General features: G+C 57.2%; 16 protein-coding genes. 9 read left to right on the top strand and 7 right to left on the bottom strand.

Features of this window, described 5'->3' with window-relative positions:
* The 5 genes from GR212_RS17180 to GR212_RS17160 all read left to right on the top strand — a co-directional run bounded on the left by GR212_RS17180 (window position 1) and on the right by GR212_RS17160 (window position 2,764).
* Window positions 1-210: a hypothetical protein gene (locus tag GR212_RS17180; RefSeq protein WP_163987796.1), complete on the top strand. Its 210-nt coding sequence runs from the start codon at window positions 1-3 to the stop codon at window positions 208-210.
* 161 nt (window positions 211-371) lie between these two features.
* Window positions 372-1,004, top strand: a complete 633-nt coding sequence (locus GR212_RS17175) for a hypothetical protein (RefSeq protein ID WP_163987795.1) — start codon at window positions 372-374, stop codon at window positions 1,002-1,004.
* A 122-nt stretch (window positions 1,005-1,126) separates the two neighbouring features.
* Window positions 1,127-1,378 carry a hypothetical protein gene (locus GR212_RS17170; RefSeq protein WP_163987794.1) on the top strand — a complete coding sequence of 84 codons (252 nt, stop codon included), beginning with the start codon at window positions 1,127-1,129 and terminating at the stop codon, window positions 1,376-1,378.
* Window positions 1,379-1,455: 77 nt separating this feature from the next.
* Window positions 1,456-1,785 (top strand): hypothetical protein, encoded by a 330-nt coding sequence (locus GR212_RS17165; protein ID WP_163987793.1) that lies wholly within the window; start codon window positions 1,456-1,458, stop codon window positions 1,783-1,785.
* A 133-nt stretch (window positions 1,786-1,918) separates the two neighbouring features.
* On the top strand, window positions 1,919-2,764 hold the full coding sequence (locus GR212_RS17160; protein ID WP_163987792.1) for a sugar phosphate isomerase/epimerase family protein: 846 nt from the start codon (window positions 1,919-1,921) through the stop codon (window positions 2,762-2,764).
* 97 nt (window positions 2,765-2,861) lie between these two features.
* Here GR212_RS17160 and GR212_RS17155 read toward each other — a convergent pair whose 3' ends face one another.
* The 3 genes from GR212_RS17155 to GR212_RS17145 form a co-directional block, all read right to left on the bottom strand.
* On the bottom strand, window positions 2,862-3,068 hold the full coding sequence (locus GR212_RS17155) for a hypothetical protein (RefSeq protein ID WP_163987791.1): 207 nt from the start codon (window positions 3,066-3,068) through the stop codon (window positions 2,862-2,864).
* A gap of 301 nt (window positions 3,069-3,369) precedes the next feature.
* Entirely contained in the window at window positions 3,370-3,666 is a 297-nt protein-coding gene (locus GR212_RS17150) for a hypothetical protein (RefSeq protein WP_163987790.1), read from the bottom strand.
* 126 nt (window positions 3,667-3,792) lie between these two features.
* A complete protein-coding gene (locus GR212_RS17145) occupies window positions 3,793-4,761 on the bottom strand; it encodes a polysaccharide lyase (protein WP_163987789.1) in 969 nt (322 codons plus the stop codon).
* Between the two features lie 327 nt (window positions 4,762-5,088).
* Between GR212_RS17145 and GR212_RS17140 the strand changes: the two genes are divergently transcribed.
* Window positions 5,089-6,249 carry a polysaccharide biosynthesis protein GumK gene (locus GR212_RS17140; RefSeq protein ID WP_204326632.1) on the top strand — a complete coding sequence of 387 codons (1,161 nt, stop codon included), beginning with the start codon at window positions 5,089-5,091 and terminating at the stop codon, window positions 6,247-6,249.
* A 5-nt stretch (window positions 6,250-6,254) separates the two neighbouring features.
* On the opposite strand, the gene GR212_RS17135 is transcribed toward GR212_RS17140, so the two are convergent.
* Window positions 6,255-7,763 carry an oligosaccharide flippase family protein gene (locus GR212_RS17135; protein ID WP_163987788.1) on the bottom strand — a complete coding sequence of 503 codons (1,509 nt, stop codon included), beginning with the start codon at window positions 7,761-7,763 and terminating at the stop codon, window positions 6,255-6,257.
* A gap of 93 nt (window positions 7,764-7,856) precedes the next feature.
* Between GR212_RS17135 and GR212_RS17130 the strand changes: the two genes are divergently transcribed.
* Both GR212_RS17130 and GR212_RS17125 read left to right on the top strand, forming a co-directional pair.
* The gene (locus tag GR212_RS17130) at window positions 7,857-8,795 is read left to right on the top strand and encodes an ATP-grasp fold amidoligase family protein (protein WP_163987787.1); all 939 of its coding nucleotides are present in this window, start codon (window positions 7,857-7,859) and stop codon (window positions 8,793-8,795) included.
* A gap of 58 nt (window positions 8,796-8,853) precedes the next feature.
* Window positions 8,854-9,342 (top strand): heme-degrading domain-containing protein, encoded by a 489-nt coding sequence (locus GR212_RS17125; protein WP_163987786.1) that lies wholly within the window; start codon window positions 8,854-8,856, stop codon window positions 9,340-9,342.
* Window positions 9,343-9,386: 44 nt separating this feature from the next.
* Here GR212_RS17125 and GR212_RS17120 read toward each other — a convergent pair whose 3' ends face one another.
* Window positions 9,387-10,643, bottom strand: a complete 1,257-nt coding sequence (locus GR212_RS17120; RefSeq protein WP_163987785.1) for an AGE family epimerase/isomerase — start codon at window positions 10,641-10,643, stop codon at window positions 9,387-9,389.
* A 266-nt stretch (window positions 10,644-10,909) separates the two neighbouring features.
* Here GR212_RS17120 and metH point away from each other — a divergent pair, with 266 nt between their 5' ends.
* Window positions 10,910-14,686 (top strand): methionine synthase, encoded by a 3,777-nt coding sequence (gene metH, locus GR212_RS17115; protein ID WP_163987784.1) that lies wholly within the window; start codon window positions 10,910-10,912, stop codon window positions 14,684-14,686.
* A 131-nt stretch (window positions 14,687-14,817) separates the two neighbouring features.
* On the opposite strand, the gene GR212_RS17110 is transcribed toward metH, so the two are convergent.
* Both GR212_RS17110 and GR212_RS17105 read right to left on the bottom strand, forming a co-directional pair.
* Window positions 14,818-15,582 (bottom strand): GntR family transcriptional regulator, encoded by a 765-nt coding sequence (locus GR212_RS17110; RefSeq protein WP_163987783.1) that lies wholly within the window; start codon window positions 15,580-15,582, stop codon window positions 14,818-14,820.
* Window positions 15,579-16,463 carry a BadF/BadG/BcrA/BcrD ATPase family protein gene (locus GR212_RS17105; protein ID WP_163988093.1) on the bottom strand — a complete coding sequence of 295 codons (885 nt, stop codon included), beginning with the start codon at window positions 16,461-16,463 and terminating at the stop codon, window positions 15,579-15,581. Before GR212_RS17105 ends, GR212_RS17110 begins: the two co-directional genes overlap by 4 nt.
* Window positions 16,464-16,499: the final 36 nt, after the last annotated feature.

The raw sequence follows: 16,499 nt of genomic DNA, 5'->3' as shown, positions 1-16,499 counted from the left end.
ATGTCTACCTATGCGAATTCTCTCAAGAAGCAGGTCGAGTTACTCCAAGGCGAGGTCGAGGTTTACGCCAAGGCGGTTGATCGCCTTGCCGAACAACTTGCCGAGAAGGAGGCCCAATTGCGCGCGGTTGCATCCCCCGGCAAGGTCGATGAATCAGAAACGCCTCGAGCCGACGACTCGGAGCAACAGGTGAGTGAGTCGGTTCGATAGGCCTGGGCCCCGGCGCCGCTCTTCACCTGGGCGGAGGCCAATGTGAAAGCCAAATCGGGCTTGGTCATGAGGGCAGCCGGCTTCAACGGATGATGTTTGCGCTAAGCGTCCCATCCGCGTTCTGCAGTATAAATTCTATCATTGGAATCGGAATAAAGGACATGGACCACGCGAAATTCTTCGCGACGGTGCGCCCGTCATTATTTGGCGGGCGCCTGTCGACAAAGCAGGTCAACGGTATGGAGGCAATCCTTGCCGGATGGGAGATGACCTCCTTCGATCCTCGCTGGCTGGCTTACATGTTGGCAACTGTCTATCACGAGACGGACAATACCATGTGTGCCGTCTCGGAAAATTTGAACTATTCGGCGGCCGGCCTCCGAGCAACATTCGGAAAGTATTTCAATATCGAGCAGGCTGCTGCTTATTCTCGTCAGCCGCAGCGGATTGCCAACCGCGCCTATGCAAACCGTATGGGAAACGGCGATGAAGCCAGCGGTGACGGTTGGCGCTATCGTGGTCGTGGTCTTGTGCAGATAACCGGGCGAGACAATTACGCCAAATACGGCATCGTCGATGATCCGGATATGGCTCTTGATCCGCGCAAAGCGATCGACATCCTTTTCGATGGCATGATCAACGGCCGCTTTACCGGCAAAAAGCTTGCCGATTACTTCAGTGCTATCGGTTCCGACTGGATTGGCGCGCGTCGCATTATCAATAGCACGGATCGCGCCGTCGATATCGCCGGCTTTGCCAAGAAGTTTGCGGCAGCGATCGAGCACGCCCGATAGATTTGCCTGGGGTCGGACTACCGAAGATACAGCCGATACCCAGCGCGCCCAGATCCCAAGAACTCAGAGTTTCGGCGGCATCGTGTCGGCGGATAGCTTAATTCTACTTAAAAGGGAAATCTATGTTCAATACAAACACCCTGCACAATATGTTGAATGTTCTGATCGCCCTATCGGCGCTGATGATTGCGGTCCTTCTCGCAACGGGTTGCACACAACTTGCCGACGGCTCGCTGGAATGTTCGCAATCTTTTATCGGCCCAGGCTATGCCGCCGCCGGCGTTGCAGTTCTGAGTACGATAAAAATCGTCGTCAACATCATGCGCGATGGTGTTGCCGGTTTGATAAAGCCACAGCCGCCCGTAGACCGATGAGACCATTTTACCGGCTGCAAGCCTAGGTAAATCGGGCCGCAGCATTTCAAAATCCGAGACATTGATCGAGTAAAACGATGACGATACACGAATTTCTGGATGCATTGGGCATCAAAGTCGGAGTCGTCATCGCTGGCCTCTCCGGCGGGATTTTACGCGGCCTTTCCAGGCGCCGATATACGATGCGCGAGATCGTTGCATCGCCGATCTGTGGCGCGCTTGCTGCAACTTACCTGACCGAGCCCGCGCTCTTTTACCTGCGAGCCGTCAACTGGCCTCTACCACAGAAGGATGTGGCCGCCATGAACGCGACGGCTTTCGTTGTAGGAGTGTGCGCAATGTGGATTGCCGATCTGGTCTTCGATGCCATCTCCAGATGGGTCAAAGGCGGCCATGAAATGCCGTGACGGCTTATCACTTGAATGCGCTGATCGGAATACGACCAAGAGATGCAATCCATTGGATGTTTTCGGTTGATCTCGCCGTAAGCGAGCCTATGTCTTGGTTATCTTTTGCGGCCAGTAAGAATGGGAAAGCCCTATGGTTGATCTATCGGATCGTTTTGCGGTTTCAACGTGGTCATTGCATCGCGCGCTCGGCTCCACCTATCCTTATAAGCCCGGCGATCGTTCGCATCCCGCCCGTCAACCGACTTACGGTGAGGGCACAATCGAACTGATCGACGTGCCGCGGCAATGTGCCGATCATGGCGTGTTTCGGCTCGAGATCTGTTCCTTTCATTTGCCGAGTCTCCTTCCGGATTATCTTGCCGATTTTCGCAAGGCTGCTGAAAAAGCTGGCGTGAAAGTTCAGACGCTGCTGGTCGAAGACGGGGATCTCAGCAATCCTGAAACGGGCCAGCGCGATGCCGAATGGATGGCCGGCTGGATCGATGTTGCCGTGGCTCTTGGAGCAGAAAACATGCGCGTGATAGCCGGGAAAGCTCGGCCAACAGATGCTGCTCTGACCTTGGCGGAGGATCATCTGCGCCGGCTGGCCGAATTCGCCGCTGAGGCAGGGATCCGTCTCGTCATAGAAAACTGGTTTGCCCTCTTGCCGGGACCAGCAGAGGTTCATCGAATTCTGGATGCATTGGATGGCAAAGTCGGTCTCAACGGGGACTTTGGCAATTGGGAGGGCGCCGACAAATACGACGACCTCGCAAAGATCATGGGTCGCGCCGAGCTTTGCCATGCAAAGGGGCATTATTCAGTGACCGGTCTCGACGCAGAGGACTATACCCGTTGCGTCGTGCTTTCCAGGGCAGCCGGCTATGGCGGCCCTTTCACCCTGATTTATGACTCGACATACCATCAGGACGAATGGTCCGGCATACTTGAAGAGCGGGACTGCATCGCGAATGTTCTAAGGGATGTGGCGCCATAGTCAGAGCGTTCCACAACAACAACCGAAGCCGCGCTTCGGTTGGCAGAGTGGTGCCATGGTTTTACGAATCCGAAAACGGGCTGCCTAGCCTTGATCCTCAATGAGATTCATAGGCATGCAAAGCGCCCAGAAGCTGATCTTGTGTTTGATAGCCGGCATCGTAGAGATCGATAGCCACGTTGGCCGCCGACAGGCCTTCCTGACTGTGCAATCTTATGCTGCGCTCGGCGCACCAGGCGAAAAGAGCGCCTGCGAGGACATCAATGTCATCGGGATAAAGCGGCGCGTTGACCATCATAGACATTCGCTACACCATTCATTGTTGGAGCTGACCCGGGTGGGTTAAAGCGAACACTGCTTTGGTTTTGGAAATTTGCAACCGCGTTCATCGCGGGACGTTAACGTCGCCTGACAGGGAGTGGGTGCCTGTATCTTAATGTAACAGCAGTTCGTTTCGGCACATCACTGCAGGACTCGATGCTTCTCGGTCTGAGCCGGATGTGTGAAGCCGTCTTTTCTGTCGTGCGGGTCAACAAACAGCAGGGCGCCGAGCATAATTGCCAGCGCCACCAGAAGGGATAAGGCGAGCCTTGGCCCAGAAGGCATCATTGGTGAACGGGAAGAGACGCCTTGACCGCGGCCTCAATCAGCTCCTCGGCATATGAAAGTGCCGACGCCGTGTCTTCTCCGTCGAGCTTCAGCTCTCTGCACTTGTGATGCATCGCGCGACGAATCTGTGCCAATAGAACCGTGTCGATGTCGACTTCACCTTCATCGAAGACGTGCGTCAGCGCAGATTGAGCTACGATCTCCAGAACGGCAACTCGGCCCTCGATCTCACCGAGTGACGGTATTGCATTCCTCTTCACATGCTGTTTGCAATCGCGATGGGTCGTAAGCATTTCGGTCGCCTCCTTCACGAAAAAGGATAACTATTGAGACGGAAAAAAGTTCAGTCTCACTGTAAAAAAATGCTCGCAGACTTGCCTCTTACTCTATTGGCAGCGATGGCCGGGTCTGGTTGCCTCTTATTTCATCGGGCAAAGGGTGGTATCCGACAACACATCGGCACAATAGGGCGAGCGACGAAAATCGTCATAGTATAGCGTCCATACCGTGGTGTCGGCTGCGCGATAGGGGCCGAATTTGAAATATTGATTCTTTCCTAGTCCACTGTCTGCGTGTCCAATGTGGCCGGTTACGGTAACAATCCATTTATTGTTGGCGAATATTTCAATGTGACCTGACCCATCCGGGCCGGGCTTGCTGTAGATGGCAAAATCTATCCATCCCGATGCTGGCGTCGGCAGCTTGTTGCCGCGATCGACTACTTTTATTGCATCCGTGCATCCGGTAAATTCTTCGCCGTCGCTTTCAGCCCAATTGCCATCTGTGGCGACCAATGCACGCATTTGATTGGTGTCCTGACGGAACCAGACCGGCGTTTCGCCGTCGTGGCAGGCCTTGTTGTCGCTTCCAGCCTCTTGTTTCTTGATGGGCGCAACATAGTTGGTTTCAACCGTTGCGAAGAGCTTACCGTTGTTGAGTCTCAGTGCCAGGAAGGGACTGAAGTCGCCTTTTGCGTTCGGCCCGATCTCCCGTTTCCACTGTGCAATGAGATAGCGGTGATCGCCGGAAGGAATGGGATCGGCGAACTTCACGGCAAAGCCGTACCAAACTCCCTGATCGTAGGGCACGCGATATTTGGTGCGCTCCCAGATTTCTGCTCTCTCGCTGCAATTTGCTTTACCCGGCGGGCAGAATGGCTTGACGCTCAGCTTCAGCGCTCCGGTACCGGTGCGCTTTACTTCCGATTGAAATTCGACCGTCCCTGCTTTTTGCTCAAAGTTGTCTCGATAATAGAGGTGCCCGGATGGTGCAAAATCCGTACCATCGAAGCCGTCCCGCAGTACCAGTTGCGCCGGATTGTCCGCCAGAGTTGGTGTTGCTGCGCAGGTGCAGGCCAGAATGGCGGGCAGTGCGTATTTTGCGTTCATGCTGAGCATTCCTCTGGCGGGACATTATAGAGCCCTATCAATGACCTGTTCGCTTCATCTAAGCAAGCGGAGGCAAAGTGGCCTAAACCACATCGATGGCCCTCACGTCGATCCCGGTCAAATCCAATGAATGCAACCTAATAATGTGCTGATTGATGCTGCAACTTTAACCGCATGTTAGACGCTCTGTGGTTCTTATCCTCGAAGATCGGGCTTTGGTTGCGGCGATTAGCGCCCCGGACATGATTGTCCGCTGCCGCGACCGCATCGACGTTCTGATGTCGGTCATGAATTGAACCGACCGAGGGTTGCTGTTGGGGACTGCGTTTGGCAAACGGGAAATCGGAGCTGGCCACAAGTGGCATCGAGCGACCGCGAAAGATCGTTATTCTGACCTCGCATGCATTTCTGCGCGGCTATCGCAAAGCGTCGATCCACTTTATCGCATCTCGTTGGGCCGAGCAGGGACATGAAGTCGATTTTGTCACCATAGGGCACAGTTGGCTGACCTTGCTCAAGGATCGTCCACGCTTTCGTGCCTTGTACCAAGATCAAGGGAACCGGTTCCAGACCGTAGCGACCAACCTGAGAGCGGGTGCCTACCTCCCGCCATTGCATGCGTTCAGTTCCGGCAATCGCTTTCTGAATGCAGCAAATGCGATACTCTTTCGGCTTTATGGCCGCTATCTTCCGCATTTTGCGCGGCGCGCCGTTGCAGATGCAGATCTGGTACTGATTGAGAGCGGCTCCGCGCTCGCCTTCTTCAACAAGGTCAAAAAGCTTAATTCGGCGGCACGCACTTTGTATTTTTGCCGTGACCTGCTGCGCAGCATAGGGGCCGCACCCGTGCTCCAGCATATTCAAGCCGACCAGATCGGACGTTTCGATGCCGTCTGCGTTCCTTCGAAACGGTTGGGTGCGCTGCTCCCACCGGGAGGACGTGTTCGGGTCATTCCTCAAGGCGTTGACGCCGCGTTATTTGATCGCGAGCAGCCGTCGCCATATCGATCCGGCAGTCGCAATGCTGTTTCCATCGGCAACATGCTCTTTGATCAGGCTTCGGTCGCCGCCATGGCGGCGGCTGCTCCGGACGTAAATTTCCACGTTTTCGGCGCCGCATGGAATGGTTGGGCGCAGCCAAACGTGACGATCTATGGTGAACGGGACTTCGAAAGCATCGTTCCTTATCTGCAACATGCGGACTTCGGTATTGCTCCCTATCGCCTCACGGCAGATGAGGTCTATCTCGCGGAATCGAGTTTGAAGCTTGCGCAATACAGCTATTGTGGCCTGCCGATCCTGTTGCCTGATCTTGTTCCCTTCGCCCGAGCCAACGGCATTGCTTATCGCCTTGACGGAGAGACTGCGTGGCGAGAAAAGATCGATGCGGCTTTGGCGATGCGGCGTTCTGCCGCTTTCCGGGATGGGATAATGACGTGGGATGCGGTTGCGCGCCAAACCTTGGCGGCCGCCTTCGAAACGCAGTGACCCGCTCAGCCCGGCGCTAGAAAATTCAGTAACCGATTGGCGATCGGACGTGATGCTCCGGGCAGCTTCTGTCCGGCCGTATCCATCAGGATCCGAATATCCTCGGGCGTGACCAGGCGCAGAAAGCGGATTGCCAGGATATAGGCGATTGCTCCGGCTGGGATGGCGCTTGCAAGCGCGGCCGGTCCATCGAGACTATAGACCGCGATGCCTGCGGCACCTGCGCAAAGAAGTGCGGCAAGCATCGTTTTTGCCAATACTGCGATGGGGACCACCACTCGGACATGTCTTCGGGCCATCCAGCCCAGTAAGATGAACGTGAGCGTGACGATCGTTGCCCGAGCAAGAGCGGCGCCTTCGAGGCCTAGCAGGGGAACGAAGATGGTCAGCAGGAATATTGTCGATACGCCGCTTGCGATTTGTACCCGAAGCAAAACAGCGCTTCGTCCCGAAGCGCCGATTATACCCCATGGGATCACAGAGAGACCTGCGAGCCAGACAAAGGCAAGCAGGGTGGCCGCCGCAGGAACCGCAGGCTCGAAAACATCGCCGAAAATCAGCGGCAAAAGCTCGGGCATGATGGTTGCTCCACCCAGGCTGATCGGCAGCATGACCAAGGCGACTATGCGGATAACGCGAGCATAGGCAGCATCAAGCGCCTGCTGGTCATTTCGTGTGTGTGCCTCGGTGAAGCCGACAATCAATGCCGGCGAGATCTGGAGCATGATCTGTTCGATGAGACCGGCCAGACCGAGGCCCGCGGCGAAGTAACCGATGCTGGTCGGAGAGAGAAAAACGCCGAGAAAGAGAAATTCGATACGGGAAAGGACAAGAATCTCGATGAGGTCGCTGAACCACATGTAACGGCCGTAGCGCAGCATTTCCGGCGTCAGAGTGCCTTGCGAGCGTTTTGTCGTCGGATCGATGTAGCTGCGCAATTTCAGTGCTTGCGGTAAGTAGCGGGCGACGTAGCCGATCAATGCCCCTGTCGGGCCCAGCAACCATGCTCCGGCGAAGACAAGCGGAACTTGCATCGCGCCGCCCAGAAGGGTGGTGCGAGCCGTTTGACCGAATTGATTTCTTCCGCGAGCCACGGCCGTCGAGAAAACGTAGAAGGCATAGCTCAGGAAGAGAACCCCGGTAACCAGCCAGAACCAGGCATGGCGTGCGTCGCGGTGAGCGTAAGTGATTGCGGCAAACAGAAGAATGGCGGCACCCACCATGCAGACCGAAATGAAAAAGCTGCGCAATGCGCTGCCGACGAGTGCTTTCCATGCATTGCCGTCGCCCGAGAGGCTGCCTGCATTGCGCAGCAAGGTCTGAGGCAGGCCCATGTCCGCCAGTGCGGCGGCTGATGTTACAACCCATAGTGCATAAGCGACCTTGCCAGAACCTGCTGGACCCAGCAGACGAGCTGCGATGATACTGCTCGCGAAGCCTGCGGCCAGAGATATGAATGTCGCTGCCATGCTGATCAGCGAGCTTTTAAGAAGATTGGATACGGACGCGCTCATGGCCGTCTATCTTGAAGGCTGACGCATAACCTTGTGTTAAAAGCCGGCTGATAGTTTTCACTTGCGTTATGGTTGAAATTCGAGATGGCCGCTATGACAGACCGAGCTGCTGAGCGGGATGGATTTCTCATTCCGGGATATCTGAAGAAGGGACTGCGCGAGCGGATGCGCAATCTTTTGTGGCGCTTTATGTCACCTTTGCCGGATGGGCCCTATTGTGCTTTGAAGTATCGTACCATTCGCGGCAGGTTCCCCAATCTGACCTCACCTCAGACCTTCACCGAAAAGGTGCAGGCGCGAAAACTATACGATCACAATCCTCTCTTTCCGCGTCTTGTGGACAAGGCCGCTGCGAAAGCGCTGATCGCAGAAAAGGTCGGCAGCCAGTATGTCATCCCCACGCTTTGGGTGGGGACCGACCTGGCTTCGGTCGATTGGTCGGCGATCGCCTTGCCGGCGGTCGTCAAGCCGACCCATGCGAGCGGCGTGGGACGATTTCTCTACGGAGAGGCCGATGTCGATCGGCTCCTCAGCAGCAATCCCTCCGCCGAATGGCTGGCGATCGATCATTCCTCCTATAACCGAGAGTGGGCTTACAGCCAGGTGGAGCCGCGCATTCTTATAGAAAGCATGCTGCTCGTCGACGGCCGAGTTCCCTGGGACTACCGGCTCTTTACGTTTAACGGCAAGGTTTCGCATATCGAGATCGACATACGTGAGAATGGCAGAGGCTATTCCTGCAACTATACGCCCGACTGGCAGAAGTTGCCGTTCTACGACCGGGACTATCTCGGCCTTTATCCGGGCGAAGCGGTGCGTCCGCCACGGCTCGATGAAATGATCCATGTGGCGGAAACGGTCGCTTGCGATATCGATTTCGTCCGCGTCGATCTCTACGCATCGGCGGAGTGGGTCCGGGTGGGCGAATTGACCTTCTATCCCGGAGGTGGGTTCGAAGCGTTCGAGCCGGATGAGTACGACCTCTCGATCGGCCGGAAATGGCAGCTTGGTTTCGAAATACCGAAGAGATAGATGGACAAATCACTCTCCCGGCGTTTGATAGGCTGATCCATTTCTAGGGAAAGTTTTCATGACGATCGACCAGGACCTCACACGTATCGCACTGCAGGAAGAGACGCTGCGTTTCGACGCTTTCGACGTTTCAACCGCCTGGGTGCTCGGCAAGCTGCTGCGTGACTTGGCTAGCGAGCGCAACCTCGGCGTCGCAATAGACATCACACTCCACTCGATGCCGGTTTTCTATATAGCCTTGCCCGGCTCGACGCCCGACAATTCAAACTGGATACGCCGGAAACGCAACATGGTGTTGCGCTATTTCCGCAGCAGCTACGCCAGTACATTGCGTTTGCAGCAGCAGGAAAAAACGATCGAGGACAATGGGCTTTCAAGCGCCGATTACGCCGCATCCGGCGGCAGCTTCCCGATTTTTGTCAATGGCACGGGCTGTATTGGTGCCGTGACAGTTTCGGGCCTTCCTCAGCGCGAAGATCACAATCTTGTTGTAGAAGCTCTGGCGCTGACGCTCGGCCACGAACTTCGCAGTCTCAGCCTCGCGTGAGAAAATTGTGGGGGCGCCGGTTCGAAGCCGGCGCCCCCACGATTTCAGATTTTTCCGCCGGCTTCGGCGATGACCTTGGTCAGGCTGCCAGTTGCCGGGAAGAGGGGGATCAAGCATGCTTGCAAGGCATGATAGATGTCGCCCTTTCCTGGGAACAGCGTATGGGCCGGAATGAGGTCTTCCGTCAGTTCCTCATGCCAGCCGCCATTGGCGCGATCTATGAAAGATCGGCCGATCACGCTCCAAATCTTGCGATAGCTTTCTTCATGGAAATCGCTGGCATCATGCTCGTTCAGGTAATGAGCGGCGCCGGCGCCTTCGCAGGCTGGCCACCACAGCTTGTTGCGCTTTGCGGGAACGTCTTCCCAGTCAAGCGTGTAGAAGAAGCCGCTCTTCTCATCGTCCCATCCCAGTGACATGGATTGCGAGAAGAGGCCCTTGGCCGCTTCCGGCATCCAATCGTGCCGCTTTTCTCCCAGCGACCAAAGCTGCAGGATGAGACGCGCCCATTCCAGCCAGTGCCCCGGCGTCGTACCGGATGGGCGGAACATCTCGTTGCCGCGATAATTCTTGTCCAGCACCCAATCGGCGTTGAAATGCTCGGCGACACGCCAGCCGACGGATCCGGCCGACCGGCGAATGACGAGATCGGCGATGCTTTCAGCCTTTTCCAGATAAGCTTTTTCGCCGGTGGCCTCGAAGGCCGCCATCAGCGCTTCCGTCAGATGCATGTTGGAGTTCTGGCCGCGATAGGTACCGCCATCGATCAGCGACCAATCCTGATTGAACTCCTCGGCGATTGCCCCGTGCTTTACTTCCCAGAACTTCGTATTCAGAATTTCCGTGACATCGGCGAGCATGCCATCGGCCAGCGGGTGTCCGATCGTTTTGGCGGAAGACGCCGCGAGCAGCACGAATGCATGGCCATAGCCCTGCTTGCTGGAATCAACGGGTCCATCATTGTTCAGCGACCAGACGTAACCGCCGCACTTCGTATCGCGATGACGGTTCCACAGATAATTCATTCCGTGGTCGACAATCTCGTTTGCGCCGGGACGACCGAGTAGCGAGCCAATCGAGAAGCAATGCACCATGCGGGCCGTCGAGTGGATACCGCGCACGGGATTGACCGCATCCAGCGGCTTGCCGGCATTGTCCATATCATAGAATCCGCCTTGAGGATTGACGGCTTGATATTGGAAGAAATCGAAAAGGGCGTCCGCCTGGTCGAGCAGCCAGCGCCGATGATAAGCGCGCGTGCTCCAGTTCCCGAGCGTTGCCGGTTCAACCTGTATATTCATGCCGTCCTCCTTGGATTCTTTCCTGATGCCTATAGCGCTGCCCATGGTCGCTGTCATGGCGTAATGGGATCAAACTGTGTCGCCGGCGTTGCATTGTCCATGGTCGGATCGGCAATTGGCGGACCTGCTCTTATTTTTCGTGAAGAGCTCGAACCAAGGAAGCATCGTTCTTGCCATAGGGGCAACTAAAGCGTAGATATGTTGACATAAAGATATCTTTATGTGATCTGAATGCGGAGTCGCAATCAGGCCAGAGGAATTCGCTTATGTTTGACAATCTTTTTGGTTCCGAAACAGCGAAGCGCGACGGCAGCGAAGTATTCGAGGCCTTGCGAAAGGCGGCGAGCGAGCGAATTCTCGTACTGGATGGCGCGATGGGCACGCAGATCCAGGGCCTTGGATTTGACGAGGATCAGTTTCGGGGTCATCGGTTCATAGGCTGTGCCTGCCACCAGAAGGGCAATAACGACCTCCTCATTCTGACCCAGCCCGATGCGATCGAAGAGATCCACTATCGTTACGCCAAGGCCGGTGCCGATATCCTGGAGACCAACACCTTCTCGTCCACCAGGATCGCGCAGGCGGACTACCAGATGGAGGGCGCGGTCTATGACCTCAACAAGGAAGGCGCCGAGATCGTGCGCCGCGCTGCGATCCGCGCGGAGCGGGAAGATGGGAAGCGCCGTTTTGTTGCCGGAGCGATCGGTCCGACCAATCGCACCGCATCCATTTCTCCGGATGTCAACAACCCTGGCTATCGCGCCGTCACGTTCGATGATCTGCGTCTGGCTTACGGCGAACAGATCGACGGTCTGATCGATGGCGGCGCTGACATCATCCTGATCGAAACGATTTTCGACACGCTGAACGCCAAGGCGGCGATCTTTGCCTGCGAGGAGCGTTTCGACGCCAAGGGCATACATCTGCCGGTCATGATTTCAGGCACGATCACGGACCTTTCCGGCCGCACGCTGTCCGGCCAGACGCCGTCGGCGTTCTGGAATTCCGTCCGTCATGCCAGTCCCTTCACAATCGGCCTCAACTGTGCCCTTGGGGCGAACGCCATGCGGCCGCATTTGCAGGAGCTCTCAGCTGCTGCGGATACTTTCATCTGTGCCTATCCCAATGCCGGTCTGCCGAACGAATTTGGTCAGTATGATGAAACGCCCGAGATGATGGCGGCGCAGGTCGAGGAGTTTGCGCGCGAGGGTCTCGTCAACATTGTAGGCGGTTGCTGCGGTTCCACGCCGGAGCATATCGCTGCGATCGCTGAAACGGTTTCGAAATATCCGCCTCGCAAGCTTGCCGAGCATCGCCCCTTTATGTCCCTTTCCGGCCTGGAGCCGTTTGAGCTCACCAAGGACATTCCCTTCGTCAACGTTGGCGAGCGCACGAACGTCACCGGCTCGGCGAAGTTTCGCAAGCTGATCACCAATGCCGATTATACGGCCGCTCTCGCCGTCGCTCGCGATCAGGTGGAGAACGGCGCGCAGGTTATCGACATCAACATGGATGAAGGCCTGATCGATTCCGAAAAGGCCATGGTCGAGTTCCTGAACCTCATCGCCGCGGAACCGGATATCGCTCGCGTCCCCGTGATGATCGACAGTTCGAAGTTTTCGATCATAGAGGCCGGCCTGAAGTGCGTTCAAGGTAAGCCGATCGTCAATTCCATCTCCCTGAAAGAGGGCGAAGAGAACTTCCTCAAGCAGGCGCGATTGATGCGCATGTACGGCGCGGCCGTCGTCGTCATGGCCTTCGATGAGAAGGGACAGGCAGACAGCTACGAGCGCAAGGTCGAGATCTGCTCGCGCGCCTACAAGCTGCTGACGGAGGTGGCGGGTCTGTCGCCGGAAGATATCATCTTCGATCCGAACATCTTCGCAGTCGCGACGGGTATCGAAGAGCATAATAATTACGGTGTCGACTTCATCGAGGCGACGCGGACGATCCGTAAGATCATGCCGCTGGTCCATATCTCCGGCGGTGTTTCGAATCTGTCCTTCTCATTCCGTGGCAATGAACCCGTCCGCGAGGCCATGCATGCCGTGTTCCTCTACCACGCCATCCAGGCGGGAATGGACATGGGTATCGTCAACGCCGGTCAGCTTGCGGTGTATGACAATATCGACCTGGAATTGCGGGAAGCGTGCGAAGACGTTGTGCTTAATCGCCGGCCTGACAGCACGGAACGCCTTTTGGAGATCGCGGAGCGTTTTCGTGGTGCTGGCGCCAAAGAAGCCAAGGCGCAGGATCTTTCCTGGCGTGAGTGGCCGGTGGCAAAGCGGCTCGAACATGCGTTGGTCAACGGCATCACCGAATACATCGAAGCCGATACCGAGGAGGCTCGTCTGGCTGCCGCGCGGCCACTGCATGTCATCGAAGGCCCTCTTATGGCCGGGATGAATGTCGTTGGCGACCTCTTCGGCTCCGGCAAGATGTTCCTGCCGCAAGTGGTGAAGTCCGCCCGTGTTATGAAGCAGGCGGTTGCCGTGCTACTGCCTTATATGGAAGCCGAGAAGCTTGCGAATGGTGGCGACGGACAACGACAGTCGGCCGGTAAGGTGCTGATGGCAACCGTCAAGGGCGACGTGCACGATATCGGTAAGAATATCGTCGGCGTCGTGCTTGCCTGCAACAACTACGAGATCATCGATCTCGGCGTCATGGTTCCGGCAACCAAGATTCTGGAGACGGCGATAGCCGAGAAAGTCGATATCATTGGCCTTTCAGGGCTGATCACACCGTCGCTCGACGAAATGGTGCATGTCGCTTCCGAAATGGAGCGACAGGGTTTCGATATTCCCTTGCTGATCGGCGGCGCTACCACCAGCCGCGTTCATACGGCGGTGAAGATCCATCCCGGCTATCATCGTGGTCAGACGGTCTACGTCACGGATGCCAGCCGCGCCGTCGGCGTCGTGTCCGCGTTGCTGTCGCCCGAAGCGCGCCAGGGCTATATCGATACCGTCCGGGCCGAGTATTCCAAGGTCGCTGCCGCACATGCCCGCAGCGAGGCTGAGAAGGTGCGTCTGCCGATCGCAAGAGCGCGTGAGAATGCCGAGAAAGTGGACTGGTCGAGCTACACACCCGTCAAGCCCCAGCTCTTCGGGACCAAGGTGTTCGAAAGCTATGATCTTGCCGAGCTCGCGAAATATATCGACTGGACGCCTTTCTTCCAGACGTGGGAGCTGAAGGGGCGTTTCCCGGCGATTCTTGAGGACGAGAAGCAGGGAGCCGCGGCGCGGCAGCTCTATAGCGATGCGCAGGCGATGCTGGAGAAGATTATAGCGGAAAACTGGTTCCGCCCGCGCGCGGTTATCGGCTTCTGGCCGGCAGGTGCGGTCGGCGACGATATCCGGCTGTTCAAGGATGAAAGCCGCAGTGAGGAGATCGCTACGTTCTTCACGCTACGCCAGCAATTGTCGAAGCGTGACGGCCGGCCGAATGTTGCTTTGTCTGACTTCGTGGCGCCGGTTTCCAGCGGTGTGGGTGACTATGTGGGCGGCTTCGTCGTCACAGCCGGCATCGAGGAGGTGGCCATCGCCGAGCGCTTCGAGCGCGCCAACGACGACTATTCGTCGATCCTCGTCAAGGCGCTTGCCGACCGCTTTGCCGAAGCTTTTGCGGAGCGTATGCATGAGCGGGTGAGGCGAGAGTTCTGGGGATATGCCGCGGACGAGAATTTCTCGAGCGAAGAGCTCCTTTCGGAGGCCTATGCCGGCATTCGCCCGGCACCGGGCTATCCCGCGCAGCCGGATCATACTGAAAAGGACACGCTTTTCCGCCTGCTCGATGCTGAAGCTGCGGCCGGCGTCGAGCTCACGGAAAGCTATGCTATGTGGCCGGGCTCATCCGTCTCGGGCATCTATATCGCTCATCCGTCCTCATATTATTTCGGCGTCGCCAAGGTCGAGCGCGACCAGGTCGAAGACTATGCCGTGCGTAAGGGGATGCCTGTGATCGAGGTGGAGCGCTGGCTAGGGCCGGTTCTCAATTATGTGCCCGAGAAGCGTGACGCCGCAGTGGATGATGCGGCCTGATCGTGAGTCGATTCAAGGGCTTGCGGCATTTTGCGTAGACTTTGATTCCGCATGCAAAAGCCACCCCGGCTGAAACAGCCGGGGTGGCTTTTTTTTGATTCCTGACCATTCTTCTGCTTCGCGGATTGGGGTCAGTTCGCCCCTATCGTCAGCTCGGCGACGAAATCATAGGCATCTCCGCGATAAAGCGATCGCGTGAATTCCACCGCCCGGCCGGAGGCGAGATAGGAGATGCGTTCGATCGAAAGGCCAGCGGCTCCCACGGAAACGCCGAGCAGCGCTGCATCGGCCTCTTTCATGTTGGTTGCTGAGATCCGCTGAACGGCGCGAACGGGGCGGACCTGTCGTTTCTCCAGCTCGGCGTAGAGAGAGGTCGTCACCACCGATGGGTCCGGAAGGAATTCACCCGAGACACTGGCGTGCTCGATCGCAAGCGGCTGGTCGTCGGCGATGCGGAGACGGCTTAATCGCGACACTTTGGTATCGGCAGCGAGACCGAGAATCATCATCTCATCCGGGGAGGGCGTATGCACGCCCTTGTGCAGCCATTCGGAGCGAGCAGTCATCCCGCGTCTGGCCATATCCTCCGTAAACGAGGTGAGCTGAGACAGCCGTTGCTCCACCTTGGATACGGGTTTTGCGACGAATGTGCCAGAGCCATGCCGGCGCACGAGAATGCCTTCGGCGACGAGATCGTCGATCGCCTTTCGCACGGTGACGCGGCTGACTGCGGCAAATTCGGCAATGTCCCGTTCCGGGGGAAGCGCGTCCCCCTGCTTCAGTCTCCCGACCTTCACAGCCTCTTCGAGTGTGCGTCGCAGCTTGACGTACAGTGGACCGGTGCCGCCTCCCAAGAGGCGTTCTGGCGAGAAGATCGCACTCAAATCTTCGGTCATGCCTTATGTTCCTCTCCACCCCGCAGCAATTTTGCCGCCAGCTCCACGGCACCGCGCAGAACATCGCCCTTGGGTTCGGCGAGAAGTGCCTTGTGGCGTTCATCAAGCCAGGGACGATAGGCCTGGGCAAGGCCACCCAATAGGCAGATCGAAGGGCATTCCGGCCAAAGCAACGCGTCCAGGCTCTTGGTTATGGCGCTCGCCGCCGTCTTGACGATATCCGCGCCGACCACATCCCCTGTCCCGGCATACTCGAAAACGATCGGTGCGTAGCGGGCAAAATCCTTGGGCTTGGATGCATGCGCAAATTCGACGACGCGTTCCGGATCATTGCCATATTCGGCCATGATGACCTTCGTCAGCGCGGAACCTGCCGTCACCCTGTCATGCGCCAGAAGAGCCCGCTCGAGAAGATCTCGGCCGAGACGGGCGCCGCTGGCCTGATCGCCGATGACAAAGCCCCATCCGCCGATGCCCCAGCTCTTGCCGTTGCGACGCGCATTGTAGACGGAGCCGGTGCCGAAGGCGCCGATCACCCCATCGGCATCGCCGAGTGCGCCTTGAAGGGCGATCGTCGCATCCGTGACCACGCGTGTACTCGCAAAGGGCAGAGCGCCTTCCACCTGCTTGCCGTAGTTGCCGACATTGGCCCCGGCCGTTCCGATAACCGCTGGCAGCTTCTGTACCAGTTCGGGGTCCAGTCCGGCATCGAGCAACGCTTGTCGCGCTGAGGCGACGATGTGAATCAGCGAGTTTTCCAAGTCGGACAGGATGTTCGAAGCGCCGGCTTTGCCCGTGCCAAGCACTTGCCCTGCGCCGTCTATGACGGCTGCCCGGCAGCTCGTTCCGCCGCCATCGATACCAATTGCAAACTGCCCCATCATGCCTCCGGATGCCGCTGTTCCCGTCTTTTCTAT

Source organism: Martinezella lusitana (assembly GCF_010668395.1).
Taxonomy (GTDB): domain Bacteria; phylum Pseudomonadota; class Alphaproteobacteria; order Rhizobiales; family Rhizobiaceae; genus Rhizobium; species Rhizobium lusitanum_A.
Note: the sequence above shows the minus strand (reverse complement) of the source record. Positions and strands in the feature narration are given on the sequence as shown.

Coding starts and splice junctions, on each gene's coding strand:
- GR212_RS17180 (WP_163987796.1), top strand. CDS start 1: ATGTCTACCTATGCGAATTCTCTCAAGAAGCAGGTCGAGTTACTCCAA.
- GR212_RS17175 (WP_163987795.1), top strand. CDS start 372: ATGGACCACGCGAAATTCTTCGCGACGGTGCGCCCGTCATTATTTGGC.
- GR212_RS17170 (WP_163987794.1), top strand. CDS start 1,127: ATGTTCAATACAAACACCCTGCACAATATGTTGAATGTTCTGATCGCC.
- GR212_RS17165 (WP_163987793.1), top strand. CDS start 1,456: ATGACGATACACGAATTTCTGGATGCATTGGGCATCAAAGTCGGAGTC.
- GR212_RS17160 (WP_163987792.1), top strand. CDS start 1,919: ATGGTTGATCTATCGGATCGTTTTGCGGTTTCAACGTGGTCATTGCAT.
- GR212_RS17155 (WP_163987791.1), bottom strand. CDS start 3,068: ATGTCTATGATGGTCAACGCGCCGCTTTATCCCGATGACATTGATGTC.
- GR212_RS17150 (WP_163987790.1), bottom strand. CDS start 3,666: ATGCTTACGACCCATCGCGATTGCAAACAGCATGTGAAGAGGAATGCA.
- GR212_RS17145 (WP_163987789.1), bottom strand. CDS start 4,761: ATGAACGCAAAATACGCACTGCCCGCCATTCTGGCCTGCACCTGCGCA.
- GR212_RS17135 (WP_163987788.1), bottom strand. CDS start 7,763: ATGAGCGCGTCCGTATCCAATCTTCTTAAAAGCTCGCTGATCAGCATG.
- GR212_RS17130 (WP_163987787.1), top strand. CDS start 7,857: ATGACAGACCGAGCTGCTGAGCGGGATGGATTTCTCATTCCGGGATAT.
- GR212_RS17125 (WP_163987786.1), top strand. CDS start 8,854: ATGACGATCGACCAGGACCTCACACGTATCGCACTGCAGGAAGAGACG.
- GR212_RS17120 (WP_163987785.1), bottom strand. CDS start 10,643: ATGAATATACAGGTTGAACCGGCAACGCTCGGGAACTGGAGCACGCGC.
- metH (WP_163987784.1), top strand. CDS start 10,910: ATGTTTGACAATCTTTTTGGTTCCGAAACAGCGAAGCGCGACGGCAGC.
- GR212_RS17110 (WP_163987783.1), bottom strand. CDS start 15,582: ATGACCGAAGATTTGAGTGCGATCTTCTCGCCAGAACGCCTCTTGGGA.
- GR212_RS17105 (WP_163988093.1), bottom strand. CDS start 16,463: ATGGGGCAGTTTGCAATTGGTATCGATGGCGGCGGAACGAGCTGCCGG.